A 16,711-nucleotide genomic window follows, 5' to 3' on the forward strand; every position below is an offset into this window, starting at 1 on the left:
GTTCCACAATACGTCCTCGATGCATAACACACGCACGGTGCGCATAGCGAGCCACGACGCTTAAATCATGCGTGATCAGCAAAATGCCCATGCCCATCTCACGCTGTAACGTTTGCAGCAGCGTCAGAATCTGAGCCTGAATCGTCACATCCAGCGCCGTCGTCGGCTCATCGGCAATCAGTAAGTCAGGTTTGCAGCTAATCGCACTGGCAATCATCACCCGCTGGCGCATACCGCCGGAAAGCTGGTGAATATATTGTCGTGCGCAAACCGCAGGATTAATAATTCCCACGAGTTCCATCAGCGCCACCGCGTCGCGCATCGCCTGTTTCCAGCTCAGTTTCTGATGTCTCACCAACACTTCGGCAATTTGCTCACCCACTTTCAGCACCGGATTCATGCTGGTCATTGGCTCCTGAAAAATGGTCGCCATACGCTGACCGCGTAGAGATACTGCGGAAAATGTATCCGGATTAGCAATGATCTGACCATTGAGACAGATATTGCCGCCCGCGTGGCGCACGCCAGCGGGCAATAATCCCATCAGCGACAGCGCGCTCAGGGTTTTCCCCGAACCCGACTCTCCCACGAGTGCAACAATTTCCCGTCTTCCCACAGAAAAAGAGACATCATCAACCAGTCGTAACCCGGTATCGGTTTCAATCGTCAGGTGATTAACGTCCAGCAACGGCGTGGTCGACATCCTGTTCAACTCCTCTAGGGTGGTTAATTTACATACTCCAAAATATATCCTATATCATATAGAAACAAGGCCGTGCTTATACCGTTTAGACATGACTCATGCACAGTGAAAAATCACCTTTGTTCTTTTATATCAAATTATTAATTAAAGAATTTTGGTCAAACCGATGCGCTTCTCAATAATGATGAGCACCAGCACCGCAATGGCGATAAAAATTACCGAAATGGCGTTCACCGTCGGATCGAAGGTTTGATCGACGTAATTGAAGATACGGACGGGCACCGTGATGGTATCCGGTGCGCTGAGGAACAGGCTCACCGAGACCTCGCCGAATGACGTTACCGCCGCGAAAACTGCCCCTGCCAGCATACCCGGTTTAATCAGCGGTAGTGTGATATGCAGGAAGGTGTATACGCGTCCGGCACCGAGGCTCATCGAAACCGCTTCCAGCCGTCTGTCCATTGCCGCCAGACTGACGCTGACCGTACGAACCACATAAGGCAGCGCCACCACCATGTGGCCGATCACCAACCCTGTCACACTCCCCGCGAGCCCCACAGCCATGAGGACATAGAGCAATGCGATCCCCAATACAACCTGTGGGATCATCAGCGGTGATAAAATGAAAGCCTGAAGGCTTTCACGATAGCGAAATTCCAGCCGCGCGAGCGCCCAAGCGGCAAACGTGCCGACGATCACCGTCAGCGGCGTGACAATCACCAGTAATAGCAGGCTAATACCCAGTGATGAACGCCAGTTTTCGTCCTCCAACAGCGCACGAAACCAGCGCAGCGATATACCGCGCGGTGGGAACTGCGGATAGGTTTCAGGACTGAAGGCGGATAACACAATTACCAGCACCGGCAGCGCAAGGAAAGCATAAACCAGGATACCCGCTAGCGTGACAGCGTAATGACGTAAACGGATGCCCGGCGAACGATCAGTAACCATGGTTTTTCCTCTCCCAACGTTTCAGCACGTGACCCGCCGCCCCTGCCACTAACAGCGTCATGACCAGCAGCGTGAGCGACAGCGCGGCCGCCATCGGCAAATTGGCTATTTGCATCGCCTGCTGATAAATCGAGATAGGCAATAGCGGTTGCAGCCGCCCGCCAATCAACAGCGGCGTGATGTAGCTCCCCGCCGCTAACGAAAACACGATAACAAAGCCCGTCACCATCCCCGGGAGCGTCAACGGCAGTACGACCCACCTAAACGTCTGTGCCGACGTCGCGCCAAGGCTCATTGATGCCAACCGTAGTGACGGTGCCATTTCGTTGAGCGACGTGATCAACGGCAGCACGGCGAACGGCAGCATCACCTGCACGTAGGCGATAATCACCGCATTCATGTTCCACAACAGGCTGAGCGGCTGCGGGATCAGGCTTGTCGCCATCAATACGCTGTTAACCAACCCATTTTGCGCCAGCAGGACAATCCAGGCAAAAGTCCGAATCACCACGCTGGTCAGCAACGGAGAAATCAAAATGATGTAGAGCAGCGTGCGCCACGTTCGGCTGCGCAGGGTCACCAGCAGCCAGGCGGCAGGCCAGGCCAGCAGAACGGTCAACGCGGCCGTGAGCACGGAAACCCACAACGTAGTCCATAGCGCGTACAGGTAGTCGAACTGTGTAAACACCGCGACATATTGCGTCAGGCTGAATCCCGGCAGCGGCTCCAATAGCCCGTCAACCTCCGTGAGACTTTGATCGACCAGTAGCAGAATCGGCACGAGTAAAAATAACAGCAGGAACACCAGACAGGGGGTCAGCATCAACCATGGAAACGCGTTCTTTTGCTCTTTCAGACGCGGGGGACTCATGCGGTATCTCCCTCAGCGGGTAAAATCACAACATCGTCCACCTGCCAGTGCAAAAAGCAGGCCTCACCGATGGCGGGCAAACGAGAAAACGTCTGCTCATCGGCCTGCACCAATAGCTCCCCACCGCCGGGCAATTGGCAGGTCAGGCGTACCGACGCACCGGCGTAGCTGGCCTGTTTCACCGTTGCGTCGGTCTGGTTAACACCCGACCGTCCCTCGGGCGGAACGAATGCCAGCGCAATTCGTTCTGGTCGAATCATCAGCCGCTGAGCCTGAAGAGCACGGGTTGTGGTGGCAATCCGCAGCGGTTGTGACACCGCAACGAAATGATCCTGAGCCACATAGTGACCACTGGCAGCATCCGCGCTTACCGTCAACAAATTCGCCTGCCCGATAAATTCAGCGACAAAACGGTTTTCCGGCGCGTGGTAAAGCTGCCACGGCGAACCGAGCTGCTGAAGACGGCCATGACCAAGAACGCCGATACGATCTGACAGTGTTAAGGCTTCCTCTTGATCGTGCGTCACCAGTACGGTCGTAATCCCCACACGCTGCTGCAACGCACGCAGCTCATCCTGCATCACTTTGCGTAACCGTGCATCAAGGTTAGAAAGTGGCTCATCCAACAACAGGACCTGCGGTTCAATCGCCAGCGCACGGGCAATAGCCACGCGCTGCTGCTGCCCGCCGGATAACTGATGTGGCCTGCGCGTCGCTAACCCTTCGAGCCGCACCTGATCCAGCGCCTCTTTCACCCGCCGCTGTTGCTCCTGACGGTTGACACGCCGGACCTTGAGGCCATAGGCAACATTCTCCTCAACACTTAAGTGAGGAAATAACGCGTAATTTTGAAACACCATCCCGATGTTGCGGCGATAAGGCGGCCAGTCGGTAATATCCTGCCCATTGATACACACACGTCCGGCGGTGGGCGCAAGAAAGCCCGCAATGATATTGAGCAGCGTGGTTTTACCACAGCCGCTCGGCCCCAGCAGGGAGAAAAACTCTCCCTGTGCAATCTCAAGGCTAACGCCGTCCAGCGCTCGGTGCGCGTCAAACTCCCGTACAACGGTATCAATGGACACCGCACTCATTTGCCGCCCCCCAGCGCCTTACTCCACCGGCTGGTCCAGTCGGCCAGTTGCGGCGTCGCGGTGGCGTAGTCGATCCAGATCAGCTTGCTGTAAGCCTCCTCGCCAACCTGAACCTGCTGTTTTAACGTCGCGCTGTACTGCACGTCCTTATTCGTCATGCCGTACAGGGATTTATCGGAAAAGGCTTTTTGCGCCTTATCGCCGGAGAGTGCGTTCACCAATTTGTAGGCATTCGCCAGATTCGGTGCCCCTTTCGGGATCACCCAGTTAGCCGCGCCGACCACCGGGCCGTCAGAAGGATAAACGAAATCAACCTTCACCCCCTGCTGCTTGAGCGCAAACACGCGCCCATCCCAGTACGGCACAATCCAGGCATCACCTCGCTCCAGCAGCGTCTGAATCGCTCCCGGACTGTCAGGGAAGGCGACGGCGTTGCCGCGCAGTTCTGTCAGCTTGGCAAATGCGTTGTCGACATCCGCAGGGTTATTCAGTTTTCCGCCCAGCGCATTCACCAGACCGGCAAAAAACTGTAATCCCGCGGCATAGGTTGGAGAGGAGATCGCCACATGGCCCTTATATTCGGGTTTCCACAAATCCAGCCAGCTCGTCGGCGGTGTTTTCACCAGATCGCTGCGATACGCCAGCCCAAGCTGCCCCAAGCTAAACGCTGCTGCGTAGGTTTTGTTATCACTAACAAAACGCGACTGCACACTGGGATAAAGCCTGTCGAGATTAGGAATGTGCTGTGCATCGAGCGGTTGCAGTAGATCGGCGGCAATTGCACGCTGTACGGTGTCTGGCTGGAACACCACAATATCGTAAGGTGCCCGTCGCCCTTTACTGGCTCGCAGTTTGGCAAACCACTCGGCGTCAGCACCCGGCACGACGGTCAGCTTAATATTATTGTCTTTCGCAAACTGCTCTAGCCCAGCGGCGCGAATATTTTTCTCCCAATCGCCGCCATAGACGCCGATCACAACCGAATCGGTGGCTTGCGGCGTCGCCGACTCGGCATACACCGCCGTGGCAAACGTGGCAGACAGCGCACTGAGCACTAACGTTCTGAGAAGGGTGACTCGCATAATATCTCCTGGTGATTATGTGCGCGTTGACGGCGCGGAAAACGAGGATGCCTGCCGTTCTAACGCAGCAACAGCATCGGCAAAGCCCTGTTGGGCAAGCGTGATAGAAGGAGCCGTTCGCTGTGGAAAGCCAGCGGGCAGATGTGCCAGCGCCACAGCAAATATTTGCTGACGAAGACGCTGCCGTTCAGCGGGCAACAGCGGATATAACAAGACATTGAGGCGCGTCAGCAGCGTCGGCTCAAACACCGCCAGCCAATTATCTCGCGCAGAACCGAATGACGAATGTTGAGACGCGAACGCCCGGCGTCTGGCGGTTTCAGCACGATCGAGCACGCCATTCACAACGACCACACCATAGCGTTCGCGGGCTGACGTTTCGCTAATCAACTGGTTCTCAACATCGTCCAGCACCGCCGCAGTATCGCGCGCCAAGGGATCGCCCCATCCGCCGCCGCCCGGCGTTTGCAGTAAAATCTCGTCGCCCCGCGTCACGCTGAGCAGATCGATTTTGCCTAATTCGATATCATCACGGCCGGGATTTAGCGTCATCGTGGTTCGCTCACCCGGTAAGCCACCGTGCGCCCCCCACGGCTGAAACACCATACGCTCCATGCCACGCGCCAGAATGGTACTGTCGTCCTGAAGCAGGCGAATATGGATCTGTTGTCCCATCCCGCCACGCCACTGTCCGGCACCCGCAGAGTCCTCACGCAGGCCGTATTGCACAATTTCAACGTGCGTTTCTGCCTCAACCATCTCGACCGGGTTGTTCGCCAGATTGGAAATACTGTTGTCGCGGCCATCAATGCCGTCGCGTCCCCATCGGGCGCCGCCGCCGCCCACCATCGGTTCTATCACCTGAACATTTTGTTCGCGCCCTTGCCCACCCCGTTCAGCGACCACCAGAGGAATAATGGTGCCGCCGCTGGCCGCTGGCATCACGTCACCCAGCGCCTGACCGAGTAAACCATTTAGCACATCATTAACCCGCACCGCCGTCGCGTGGCGCACCCCCACCGCCGCGGGAAATTGCGGGTTAACCACCGAACCGGGCGGTGCGAAAAGGGTTATCGGCGCCAGTAGACCGGCATTCAGTGGTACGGTTTTATCGAGCGTGCAAACCAGCGCCAGAATACGCAACGTGAGCCAGGCATGGGGCTCGCCGTGGCTGGGAATATTGATGGCAGCCGCCACCTGTGCGTCGCTGCCGGTAAAATCCAGATGGACAGTGCCGTCGTCTACCCGTGCGCTGAGCGCCAGTCGCACTGGCAGTCCGCTGCCTGCGGCATCGTCCAGATAATCTTCAAACGTGTAAGTCCCATTCGGAATACGGCGTAATACCTGTCGGGAACGCGCCGCCGCGTAGTCTTGTAAATCCTGCTGCGCCTGCACCACATCGGCGACACCATGCAGGCGCACAATCTGTGCCAGCCGCTGCTGCCCGGTATTTAGCGCCGCCAGCATCGCCTGAATATCTCCGGCATTGGCCTCCGGAGTACGGCTGTTGGCCGCCAGCAGTTGCATCAGCTCGCGGTTAATCTCGCCGCCGCGTACCAGCCTGATCGGTGGGATTTGCAGCCCTTCCTGAAAAATATCACTGTTCGTTGGCGAAATACTGCTTGGCACTCGTCCCCCCACATCAGAAGCGTGCAGGAACGCCCAGCCCCACGCGACAATCTCACCGTCAATAAACCACGGAGCCAACAGTTGCAGGTCAGGAAGATGGGTGGCTAACCCGCGTGAACGATACGGATCGTTGGTCAGGATCACATCGCCCGGTTGCAGATCGTTGATTGCCTGCATGGTTGGCAAACTGTTCAATCCGACAAAACCGGAAACCCCGATCCCACGCGGATAGGCAAAGAAACGGCCATGCCGATCGGCAACAGCACAACAGAAATCAGCGGTTTCTTTCACATAGAGCGTGCGTCCCGTGCGTTGCAGGATATGGCACATCTCTTCGGTCAGCGCGGTCAGCTTGTTATTGAGAATTTCCAGCGTAATCGCATCCAGCTTCATGCCTGATCTCCCATCGGACGTTTGACGATGAGCAGGTTTCCCTGCATGTCCACCGAACCCTGCCAGCCGGGTAAAATTAGCGTGGTAGTATCCTCCTGCTCGACGATAGCCGGGCCCTTCAGCACATCACCTTCACGTAGCGCGTTTCGTTGCCATATCGCGGCATCATGCCAGCGCTGACGAAAGTAAAAACGGCGTGTGGTGGGCGCAGTATCTGCTGTCACGAGCGTGGAGTGCTCATCCGGTAACGCCGGTAGCCAGGCCGTTAACGATAAACGCAGCGTCGTTAAGGCAACCTCTCCATCAGCATTGACGAAACCATAATGCTGCCGATGTCGCTGCGTAAATGCCGCCAGTAGCGCGGCCACGTTGACCGAATCCGGTTCACCTAACGACACCGTCAGTTCGTAAGCCTGCCCGGTATAACGCATGTCAGCCTCCACACCGAGCGTGACACGCGTGCTGAAAGCCGCGCCTTGCTGCACGAACCAGGCCTGCGCCCGATCGCGTAACGCGGCCAGCGCGGCGAGAATAGGCGCTTGCGTATCATCACTCACCGTTACACGCAGGCTACGGACAAAATCGCGCCGAATATCCGCCGTTACCGCCCCTTGAGCGCAAAACGTCCCAGGACGCAGCGGCACCAGAATGCGAGAAATACCCGCTTCGTCAGCCAGTAAATTGGCATGCGTCGGCCCCGCGCCGCCAAACGGCACCAGCGTCAGCACGTCTGGTGAGGCTCCCTGCTGCGCCAGCACTTTATTCAATTCGGTCGCCATCTGCGTCGTCGCGACCGCTAATGCCCCACTGGCCGCCTGCTGAGCCGCATCTTCATCTGAAAACCCAAGCCGTATCGCCAGATTCGTCAACGCCGTTCGGGCACGCGCGACATCCAGCGGCATCGTCCCGCCCAGAAAGGTATCCGCTGGTACAATTCCGCTCACCAGATAGCAGTCGGTAAGGGTTGGTCGCTCGCCCCCGCGCGCATAAGCGACCGGGCCAGGTTCCGCCCCCGCACTCTCTGGGCCAACCTTTAAAATCCCGTAATCATCCACATGCACGACAGAGCCTCCGCCAGCCCCTATCGCCGAAACGCCCACCACCGGTAAGATCAACGGCAGGCCACCAATATCCGTACGCGTCACACGAGCGACGTCACCGTCGAGCGAAAGCGACATATCGCTACTGGTGCCCCCCATATCGAAGGAGAGAAATCCACCGCCGCCCGCGCGTTTTACCAACCGGGCAGCGGCACTGACGCCAGAAGCCGGACCGGAGAGCAAGGTATCAACCGGACGTTGCCGCGCACTCTCTAACGGCAGCACACCGCCGTTAGACGCCGTGATCAGCAGTTGGGCGCTGATGGCCTCCTGTTGTAACAACGCCGCCAGTCGGGAAAAATAACGCTGCATCAGCGGCTGAATATAAGCGTTAAGCCCGGCGACCAGCGTGCGCTCATATTCACGTATCTCCGGCCACAGCTGCGCGGCAGACAGCACGGGAATATCCAACAGTTGCTCGCCGATTTGCTGTGCCAGCTCGGCCTCTGCCTGCGGGTTGGCATAGCCGTTAATCGTCATTAGCGCGACCGCACTGACCTCCAGCTCCTGTATCTGTGTCGCCAGCGTAGCGATATCCTCTGCCGTTGGACGCGATGACCACTCTCCCTGCGGGGTAAAACGCGCCGGGATCTCCAGCACACGCTGGCGCGGCAGAAAGGGCGGTTCACGATCGGCATGAAAATCAAAAGAAGACGGCAGGCGGGCACGACCAATTTCCAACACATCGCGAAAACCTCGGCTAACAACCAGCGCAATACGCGCACCGCGCCGCTGAATAATCGCGTTGAGCCCGAGCGTCGTGCCGTGCAACAGGAACGCTATCGCAGAAGCCGGTAGATCGCTCTTATGCAGAAGCGCCAACAATCCGTCACGCACGGCATGCGCCGGATCCTCTGGCGTACTCGGCTGTTTATGAAAAAAATACCGCTGCTGAATAGGGTCGAATAAAACAAAATCGGTAAAGGTGCCGCCGACGTCCACCCCTACCCGCGCGCCAGTCGTCGCAAGTGTGTTCACCCCGTTCTCCTGATGAAAAGACGCGATGCGCCAAAAAATACCAAGCGTTATAAATAATAAGCTGTCGTTAATAACCTCGTAGTTACCATGTCAGCAGGAAGTGGGACGAATAATAAATTTCGCTATCGTTTGCCAAAATTTGGGATTAGCCAGCGATATATGCCGCCTACAGATATCCATAGCCAGAATCATGCTAAGGCGCAGCGGGCAGATGTTTTATGTTATTTGGTCACTTAATGGAGGAAAGTATGTCCACAGCCCTTACCCCACAAGAAAGCGCCCTGTTACCCAAAATCGAGCGCTGGATTGCCGCACAGCGTGACTCGCTGATTGATGAGCTGGCGACGTGGATTGCCATTCCCAGCGTTAGCCGCGCCGATCTCACTCAGCCGGGCGCGCCATTTGGCCCCGAGTGCGCCCGCATATTGGATACCGCGTTGACACTGGCGGAACAGGCTGGGTTCCGTACCGAGCGTCATGAGGGCTACGCGGGTTCGGTGATTTATGGCGAGCACAGCGAGGATATCGGCCTGATTAGCCACCTTGATGTTGTACCCGCAGGTGAACACTGGACGTACCCGCCGTTTGCGCTGACGCGTCGCGGTGATTTTCTGATCGGACGCGGCGTTGCTGACAACAAAGGCCCCGCAATCCTCGATCTCTATTTGCTCAAGCTGATCCGCGCGCTGGATATTCCCCTGCATCACAATCTGCGCATCGTTTATGGGTTGGCGGAAGAGACCGATATGGCCGATCTCGCCTGGTTTGCCCAACACGGGCCAGTACCGCGTATTTCTCTGGTCACCGACGGGAAATTTCCGGTGAACTATGCGCAGAAAGGGCAAATCGCGTTCCGGCTGCACATTGCCGAAGCGGGCGTGCTGGCGAACCTGACTGCTGGCAACGCGGCCAACAGTATTCCTGCCACCGCGCAGATCACGCTCGCCAATGCGCCCCGCGATCTCAGCATCGATAGGCTGCGCAGTCTGGGTGCCGGACGCATCACGCTGATCCCCGCCGAACAGGGGATCACGCTACAGGCGCAGGGTATTGCCGGCCATGCAGCCTTCCCTGACGGCACGCTCAGCGCCGCAGTAGTGCTGCTGGACGCATTACGCGAGCTGGAACTGCTGCCAGAACGGGAACGCACGCTAGCCGCGCAGCTACAGCAGATTTTCGCTTCTCCCTATGGCGAACATATTGGGCTGGCGCAGGAGGATACGCCGTCGGGCAGGCTGACGCTGAACGCGGGCCTCTGGCAGTCGACCATTCCCGGTTCACTGACTCTCCTTGCCGACATTCGCTATCCGGTGACGCGGGAAGGAAACGCGATCATCGCAGCATTACGCGACCAACTTGCCACAGTGGCAACCGACATCTCGCTGGTGGACGGATGGCGTGATGTGCCACCGTTTTATCTGCCGGAAGAGGACAGCACGCGGCAGGTCTTGCAGCAGAGCTGGCACGATGTGACAGGCCGTGCAGACCCAGCCTATTCAATGGGGGGCGTAACGCATTCCAAAGTGCTGCCGCGTGCGATTACGTTCGGCCCCGGCTACCTGCGTACCGAGGCCAATAGCCCGGACTTCCTGCCTATCGGCCACGGCTTACCGCACGGCGCAGACGAAGTGATCCATCTGCCCTCGCTGCTGGCGGCACTGCCGGTCTATGTAATTGCGCTGGTACGGCTGGATGCGGCGCTGTATGCGCAGAATCAGGAGAATCCTTCCCATGTCGGTTGACGCCCACGCCACCACGTTTGTATTGATACACGGTGCCTGGCACGGCGGCTGGTGCTGGTCGCGAGTGACCGAGCGACTTACCGCCGCAGGTTTTGCCTCTTCGGCATTGACGCTCACCGGGCTGGCAGAACGCCGTGACGAGCTATCGCGCGGCATTAACCTGTCCACCCACATTCACGATATTACCGACACGATCCGCCAACAGGGCTGGTGCGATGTGACATTGGTCGGCCACAGCTACGGCGGCTTTCCCGCTACGGCCGCCGCGTATCAACTACCTGATGTCGTCAGCCACCTGATTCTGCTAGATGCGTTTTTACCCACACCGGGCGAAAAGTTGCTGGATCACGCGCCCGATCTCATCGCCGCCTACCAGACACAGGCGGCGCGCGACCCCACGTGGCACATTCCCCCGCTTCCGTCACTGCTGTTTGGCGTGAACGAAGCCGATCGCGAGTGGGTCGATTCCCGCCTGACACCGCAGCCGGTAAACACCTACTTTGAACCCGTCGCACTGGCACCCGCACCACCGACGCTGAAGAAGACCTACATCCGCTGCACGCGCGCGGCGGGCAATTACCTCACTACCTCAGTACAACGCGCTCAGACCGATCCGACCTGGCGATTTCTGACGCTCGACAGCGACCACGATGCGATGATCGACACACCGGATGCGCTCACCACGCTGCTGACGTCAGCGTTGACAACCCGCACGCCTCTGTGATTAGACTCAATGCTAAGCAGGCTAATTTAAGGAAAGGATTGATGAAAATTACCGACGTGCGCGTGATTCTCGCGAACCGCTATATGTTTGTTGAGGTCACCACTGACGAGGGACTGACGGGCATTGGCGAATCCGGTGCCTGGGGCTTTCTCGATGCCTCCAAAGGGGCCGTCGAGGCATTGCGCACGTATCTGATCGGGCAAGACCCGCTGCGCATTGAGCATCACTGGCAGTATATGTACCGCTGCTGGCATTTCCGTGGTGCCGCGATCATGGGTGCCATCAGCGCGATTGATATTGCCCTGTGGGACATCGCAGGCAAGTATTACGACACACCGGTTTATAACCTGCTGGGCGGCCGCTGCCGCGACAAGGCGCGCGTTTATGCCCACGCGGGAGGACGAACCACAGAAGAGACCATCGCCAATCTGAAAAAAGCCAAAGCCGACGGCTTTACCGCAATTGGTCATCTCACGCCGTTTCTGGATGAGTCGCGCGATACACCTTATTTCACCACCCACGCCAAAGAGATCGGTGAAGCCATCGAACGCATCGGCCTCTATCGGGAAGCGGTCGGGAACGATGTCGACCTGTGTATTGAAGTCCATCGCCGCCTGAAACCCGCCGATGCCGTGGTGTTCGCCCGCGGCATTGAGCCGTTTTATCCCTACTTTATTGAAGACCCTATCGGCGCGGATAACTTCGATTCGATGGCGGAAGTGGCCGACAAAATCAATATTCCTATCGCCACCGGTGAACGCCTGAATAACCCGCAGGAGTTCGCGATGCTGATTCGCCGCAACGCGGTCGCTTATGTGCGTCCTGACGTCTGCATGTGCGGCGGGATTACCGGTGCGAAGAAAGTGGCCGCATTGGCAGAGGCCAATGATCTGATGGTGGTGCCGCATAACCCGCTTAGCCCGGTTTCTACCGCCGCCTGTTTGCAGATCGCCGTCAGCATCCCGAATTTTGCGCTGCTGGAGTATCCAGGAGATGACCAACCGGCGCTGTCGGAAAAATTTGGTGCGACGGGCGTAGAGAACGGCGTGCGGAAAAAAGACGTGGTGAAGAACACGTTCAAATGCGTAGATGGATTTATGGAGATACCGACACTGTCCGGCATCGGCATTGAGCTGGCGGACGATCTGGAGAACCGCTTCCCCTACCGTCGTCGCGGCCTGAAAACCCGACTGCACGTCGACGGTTCCGTCGTCGATCAATAACGGCGTATCGACAGGTCGTGGCAACCACGCATCGCGCCACGACCTGCCGACATTGCACCTACTTCGTAGGATTAACCGCTTTCCGCCCTTCCCACTGCATCAACAGGCTCAGCGCAGCAGGCAGTGCCAGCAGGGTCAGCAGCGTCGCCACCATCAATCCGCCGATAATCGCGTACGCCATCGGTCCCCAAAACACCTGATGCGCAATCGGGATCATGCCGAGGATCGCCGCCAGCGCGGTCAACACGATCGGGCGTGAACGATGGTGGGCGGCATTCACAATCGCCTCCGTGGCGGGTTGTCCATTTTTCACATTCAGATCGACTTCGCCAATCAGAATGACGGCATTACGAATAATCATTCCCGCCAGCGCAATCGCACCTAGCAGCGCCACAAACCCCATTGGCGTGCCAGTCGGCAGCATCGCGGCAACAATGCCGATCAGGCCAAACGGCGCGGTCAGGACGGCCAGCACCATGCGGGAAATACGCTGGAGCTGAATCATTAATAGCACCAGCATCACCAACAGCGTAACCGGCAGCACCGCATATACGGAGCCATTGCCTTTATCAGACTCCGCCGCCACGCCGCCTTCCGTGATGTGATAGCCCGCCGGTAACGCGGCGCGGTAGCGTTCAATTTCCGGTGCCAGTTTTTGAGACAGCGCCGGTGCCCGCACGCCCGGTGCGACATCCATTTGCACCGTAATGAACGGTTCACGCTGACGCCGCCAGATAATCGGATCGTCAACGCCGTAGGCCACGGTAGCAATCTGTCCCAGCGGTACGGAACGCCCATCTGCAATCGGGATTTGCAGATTCGCGATCGTAGCAACATCCCGTCGCTCCTGCGGCGTACCGCGAACGATCACATCCACCAGTCGATTGTCATCACGTACCGAGGTCAGCGTTGAACCTGAGAATATCGCCGCCAGCATGCTAGCCACATCCTGCGAACTGATACCGACCGCACGCGCTTCAGTCTGATTCAGCACCACGTTCACCGAACGTTCCGGTTCCCCCGCCGTCAGGTTGACCTCGCGCACATCGGCCTGATTGCCCACCAGACTGGCAAGCCCTTGGGCAATGTCGCGGACGCGATGGATATCTGGCCCTGCGACCCGATATTTAAGCGGCCAGCCCACCGGCGGCCCCAATTCCAATGCGGACACGCGCGCCACAATGTTGCTGAAATCGTGCTCAAGCACCTGATTCAATTTTGCCGCCAGCGCATCCCGCGCCTCCAGATTTTTTGCCACCACCACCAATTGCGCGATATTTTCGTGACTCAGCAACACATCCATCGGGAGATAAAAGCGCACCGCCCCCGAGCCAACATAGGTAGAGAAATGGTCAACGTCCGGGTCATCTTTCAGAATGGCTTCCAGCCGTTTTGCCTGCGCTTCCGTCGCCTTCTGTGAGGCGTTCGCGGGCAACGTCAGGCTGACCAGCAGTTCCGGCCTGTCCGATGCGGGAAAAAATTCGCCCTCCAGTCGGGTGGCACCAAACAGGGCAACAACCAGCAAGATCACCGCGATGAGTAACGTCATTCCCCGCTTTGCCAACGCCCGTTGCAACCACTGGCGATAAAGACGGCCCACTCGTCCCGGTTCGTTATGCTGGTGACGAAACGTTTTTGGCAACAGCCAGACACCGAGCAGCGGGGAAAAGAGAATCGCCACGATCCAGGAGCTGAGCAAGGCGATCAACACCACGACAAAGAGTGAAAAGCAGTATTCGCCCGCACTCGATGAGGCAAACCCGACGGGAATAAATCCGGCAATCATCACTAGCGTCCCCGTCAGCATCGGAAAAGCCGTACTTTCATACGCCCAGGCCGCCGCCCGTTTGCGATCCCAGCCCTCTTCCAGCCGCGACACCATCGCTTCCACCGTAATCATGGCGTCATCCACCAGCAGCCCCAGCGAAATAATCAGCGCCCCAAGCGAGATGCGCTGTAAGCCAATACCGGTTATCTCCATGCCAATAAAGGTCATCGCCAATACAATCGGGATGGACGCGGCAACGACCAATCCGGCGCGGCTGCCAAGAGAGACGAACGAGACCGCTAACACAATGGCAACGGCTTCCAGCAGCACTTTGATAAAACCGCCGACCGCCCCTTTCACCACTTCTGATTGATCGGCCACGCGCGTCATTTCAATCCCATGCGGAAGCTGCGTCGCAATCACGTTTATTTTATCGCGAATGGCCTGACCGAAATTGAGCATGTTGCCAGTGGGTGCCATGGAGATTGCCAGCCCAATCGCTTTCTCGCCATTCACGCGGAACGTCGGCGACGGCGGTTCCGCCGTTTCACGGCTAATGGTGGCGATATCGGTCAGCGGAACAAATTTCCCACCGATGCGTAAGGTAATCTGACGCAGGCTCTGCTCAGAGGTAAACGCCCCGCTGACGCGCACGGCGATCTTCTCATCATAGGTGCGAATAATGCCGGCGGGCGTGACCGCATTTTGCGCCTTGAGTGAATCCATCACCTGCTGCGCATCGATCCCTAATCCAGCCAGCCGGCGGGGCGAGAAGGTCACCACAATCTGCTCTTCTTCCACCCCCAGCATGTCGACCTTACCGACATCCGGCACGCTCAGTAACGCAGAGCGAATATCCTCGACGCGATCGCGCAATTCGCGCGGTGAGAACCCATCAGCAGTGAAGCCATAAATCGTACCAAACGTATCATCAAACTCATCATTGACGGCCGGTGGGCTGACGCCATCGGGGAGCGAACTGGCGATATCGGTCATTTTCTTACGCACCGTATACCAGATATTCGGCACGGCGGAAGGCGGCGTATCGTCGCGCAGGTTAACAAAAACCACCGATTCCCCGGCGCGAGTATAGCTCTCGACGTAATCGAGATACGGCGTTTCCTGTAATTTTTTCTCCAGCTTATCGGTGACGAAATTCACGGTATCGTTCACCGTGGCTCCCGGCCAGGCGGCAGACACCACGGCAGATTTGATGGTAAATGCCGGATCTTCGTTACGGGGCAAGCGTTGATAGCTCATCACGCCTGCCGCCATAATCACCAGCATCATAAACGCGACAAACTGCTGGTGCGCCAGCGCCCAGGCGGACAGATTAAAGCGTGCGGCCGATTGCGGTTCTTGTACCATTAGCGACGCCCCTCTTCATCCAGCCGAATTTTTTCATCCGGTCGCAGCTTACTGACGCCTGCGGTCACCACGCGGTCGCCTTTTTTCAGCCCCTCGGCGACGAAAATCGCCGTGTCGCTGTAGCGCGCGATGGTCACCGGTTGCAAACGCACCGTCTGGGTTTCTACGTTCACGACATAGACAGCGGACTGCTCCCCCTGCCGCGTGAGCGCAGACGCGGGGAGTTCAATGACAGCTGTGTCGGACTGCTGTATCGCACCATTCACGCTGGCCCCCAGCACCATCGCCGCCGGTGGCGAAGTTAAGGTGACTCTCACCCTGAACGTCCGCGTAACGGGATCAGCCTGCGGGCTGATATCCCGCACGCGCCCCTCTGCCTGCACGCTCGGTTCAGACAGCAGTGAAACGCGGATAACGCGCGAGGGAAGCGACGGATTGACCAGGCGTTCCGGTACATCAAACACCGCATCGCGCCCGTCAAGCGAAGCCAGCCTGACGACTTCCTGCCCGGCACTGACCACCTGACCGGGATTGGCACTGACCGTTGTTATCACTCCGTCCTGTGCGGACGTAAGTTGCGTATAGCCGAGGCGCTCCTGCGTCCCTTTGACCGTCGTCTGTGCACTTTCACGTCGGGAAACAGCGGCATCCCAGTTTGCCTGGGCCTCATCAAGCTGTACCCGCGCAATCGCCCCGCCCGGCGCTAACGCCTTCATGCGGGAGAAGTTGCTTTTCGCCAGCCGTTCCGCTGAGGCTGCGCTGGCTAAATCCGCCTGTGCGCTGCGCAACTGATTTTCGCTGTCGCGCGCGTCGAGCGTCGCAATCACATCGCCGCGCTTCACCGACGACCCTACATCTACCAGACGATTCAGGATGCGACCATCCAGACGGAAACCCAGTACCGTTTCTTCGTGCGGACGAATCTCTCCCGTCAACGTCACAGGTTCACGGCTCATCGCAGGCATGACCACCAGCGTTTTCACCGGCCTGACGGGCGGTGACACGGGCGCATCATCAGCGCTGTCACAGCCGCTAAGCAACACGACCGACAGCAGACAGAAGGCAAAACGGCTAACCATCATTAC

At 57.9% G+C, this 16,711-nt stretch carries 12 protein-coding genes; 3 read left to right on the forward strand and 9 right to left on the reverse strand.

What is annotated here, in order from left to right; genetic code table 11:
* The 7 genes from EDI29_RS21240 to EDI29_RS21270 all read right to left on the reverse strand — a co-directional run.
* On the reverse strand, positions 1-703 hold a 703-nt coding region (locus EDI29_RS21240; RefSeq protein WP_137742460.1), incomplete at its 3' end, for an ATP-binding cassette domain-containing protein.
* Positions 704-847: 144 nt separating this feature from the next.
* Positions 848-1,654, reverse strand: a complete 807-nt coding sequence (locus EDI29_RS21245; protein ID WP_137742461.1) for an ABC transporter permease — start codon at positions 1,652-1,654, stop codon at positions 848-850.
* Positions 1,644-2,525 carry an ABC transporter permease gene (locus EDI29_RS21250; protein ID WP_137742462.1) on the reverse strand — a complete coding sequence of 294 codons (882 nt, stop codon included), beginning with the start codon at positions 2,523-2,525 and terminating at the stop codon, positions 1,644-1,646. The genes EDI29_RS21245 and EDI29_RS21250 overlap by 11 nt, the downstream gene beginning before the upstream one ends.
* Positions 2,522-3,619 carry an ABC transporter ATP-binding protein gene (locus EDI29_RS21255; RefSeq protein ID WP_137742463.1) on the reverse strand — a complete coding sequence of 366 codons (1,098 nt, stop codon included), beginning with the start codon at positions 3,617-3,619 and terminating at the stop codon, positions 2,522-2,524. The genes EDI29_RS21250 and EDI29_RS21255 overlap by 4 nt, the downstream gene beginning before the upstream one ends.
* Positions 3,616-4,701, reverse strand: coding sequence for an ABC transporter substrate-binding protein (locus EDI29_RS21260; RefSeq protein WP_137742464.1), 1,086 nt, complete (start codon positions 4,699-4,701; stop codon positions 3,616-3,618). Before EDI29_RS21260 ends, EDI29_RS21255 begins: the two co-directional genes overlap by 4 nt.
* A 15-nt stretch (positions 4,702-4,716) precedes the next feature.
* Positions 4,717-6,723: a hydantoinase B/oxoprolinase family protein gene (locus EDI29_RS21265; protein ID WP_137742465.1), complete on the reverse strand. Its 2,007-nt coding sequence runs from the start codon at positions 6,721-6,723 to the stop codon at positions 4,717-4,719.
* Positions 6,720-8,801, reverse strand: coding sequence for a hydantoinase/oxoprolinase family protein (locus EDI29_RS21270; RefSeq protein WP_137742466.1), 2,082 nt, complete (start codon positions 8,799-8,801; stop codon positions 6,720-6,722). Before EDI29_RS21270 ends, EDI29_RS21265 begins: the two co-directional genes overlap by 4 nt.
* 248 nt (positions 8,802-9,049) lie before the next feature.
* Between EDI29_RS21270 and EDI29_RS21275 the strand changes: the two genes are divergently transcribed.
* The 3 genes from EDI29_RS21275 to EDI29_RS21285 are packed head-to-tail and all read left to right on the forward strand — an operon-like array spanning position 9,050 to position 12,490.
* Positions 9,050-10,543, forward strand: a complete 1,494-nt coding sequence (locus EDI29_RS21275; RefSeq protein ID WP_137742467.1) for a Sapep family Mn(2+)-dependent dipeptidase — start codon at positions 9,050-9,052, stop codon at positions 10,541-10,543.
* Positions 10,533-11,267: an alpha/beta fold hydrolase gene (locus EDI29_RS21280; protein ID WP_137742468.1), complete on the forward strand. Its 735-nt coding sequence runs from the start codon at positions 10,533-10,535 to the stop codon at positions 11,265-11,267. Before EDI29_RS21275 ends, EDI29_RS21280 begins: the two co-directional genes overlap by 11 nt.
* 41 nt (positions 11,268-11,308) lie before the next feature.
* Positions 11,309-12,490: a mandelate racemase/muconate lactonizing enzyme family protein gene (locus tag EDI29_RS21285; protein WP_137742469.1), complete on the forward strand. Its 1,182-nt coding sequence runs from the start codon at positions 11,309-11,311 to the stop codon at positions 12,488-12,490.
* A gap of 58 nt (positions 12,491-12,548) precedes the next feature.
* Here the strand turns inward: EDI29_RS21285 and EDI29_RS21290 are convergent, their stop codons facing one another.
* Together EDI29_RS21290 and EDI29_RS21295 are read right to left on the reverse strand one after the other, a co-directional pair.
* Entirely contained in the window at positions 12,549-15,626 is a 3,078-nt protein-coding gene (locus EDI29_RS21290; protein WP_137742470.1) for an efflux RND transporter permease subunit, read from the reverse strand.
* Complete coding sequence (locus tag EDI29_RS21295) at positions 15,626-16,708, reverse strand: efflux RND transporter periplasmic adaptor subunit (protein ID WP_137742471.1); 1,083 nt, start codon at positions 16,706-16,708, stop codon at positions 15,626-15,628. The genes EDI29_RS21290 and EDI29_RS21295 overlap by 1 nt, the downstream gene beginning before the upstream one ends.
* Between the last annotated feature and the right edge of the window lie 3 nt (positions 16,709-16,711).

The organism is Pectobacterium polonicum, from assembly GCF_005497185.1.
Classification (GTDB): domain Bacteria; phylum Pseudomonadota; class Gammaproteobacteria; order Enterobacterales; family Enterobacteriaceae; genus Pectobacterium; species Pectobacterium polonicum.

What these genes read in the sequence shown, in the direction of transcription:
- EDI29_RS21280 (WP_137742468.1), top strand. Translation starts at nt 10,533, where the DNA reads ATGTCGGTTGACGCCCACGCCACCACGTTTGTATTGATACACGGTGCC.
- EDI29_RS21275 (WP_137742467.1), top strand. Translation starts at nt 9,050, where the DNA reads ATGTCCACAGCCCTTACCCCACAAGAAAGCGCCCTGTTACCCAAAATC.
- EDI29_RS21245 (WP_137742461.1), bottom strand. Translation starts at nt 1,654, where the DNA reads ATGGTTACTGATCGTTCGCCGGGCATCCGTTTACGTCATTACGCTGTC.
- EDI29_RS21290 (WP_137742470.1), bottom strand. Translation starts at nt 15,626, where the DNA reads ATGGTACAAGAACCGCAATCGGCCGCACGCTTTAATCTGTCCGCCTGG.
- EDI29_RS21260 (WP_137742464.1), bottom strand. Translation starts at nt 4,701, where the DNA reads ATGCGAGTCACCCTTCTCAGAACGTTAGTGCTCAGTGCGCTGTCTGCC.
- EDI29_RS21255 (WP_137742463.1), bottom strand. Translation starts at nt 3,619, where the DNA reads ATGAGTGCGGTGTCCATTGATACCGTTGTACGGGAGTTTGACGCGCAC.
- EDI29_RS21295 (WP_137742471.1), bottom strand. Translation starts at nt 16,708, where the DNA reads ATGATGGTTAGCCGTTTTGCCTTCTGTCTGCTGTCGGTCGTGTTGCTT.
- EDI29_RS21250 (WP_137742462.1), bottom strand. Translation starts at nt 2,525, where the DNA reads ATGAGTCCCCCGCGTCTGAAAGAGCAAAAGAACGCGTTTCCATGGTTG.
- EDI29_RS21265 (WP_137742465.1), bottom strand. Translation starts at nt 6,723, where the DNA reads ATGAAGCTGGATGCGATTACGCTGGAAATTCTCAATAACAAGCTGACC.
- EDI29_RS21285 (WP_137742469.1), top strand. Translation starts at nt 11,309, where the DNA reads ATGAAAATTACCGACGTGCGCGTGATTCTCGCGAACCGCTATATGTTT.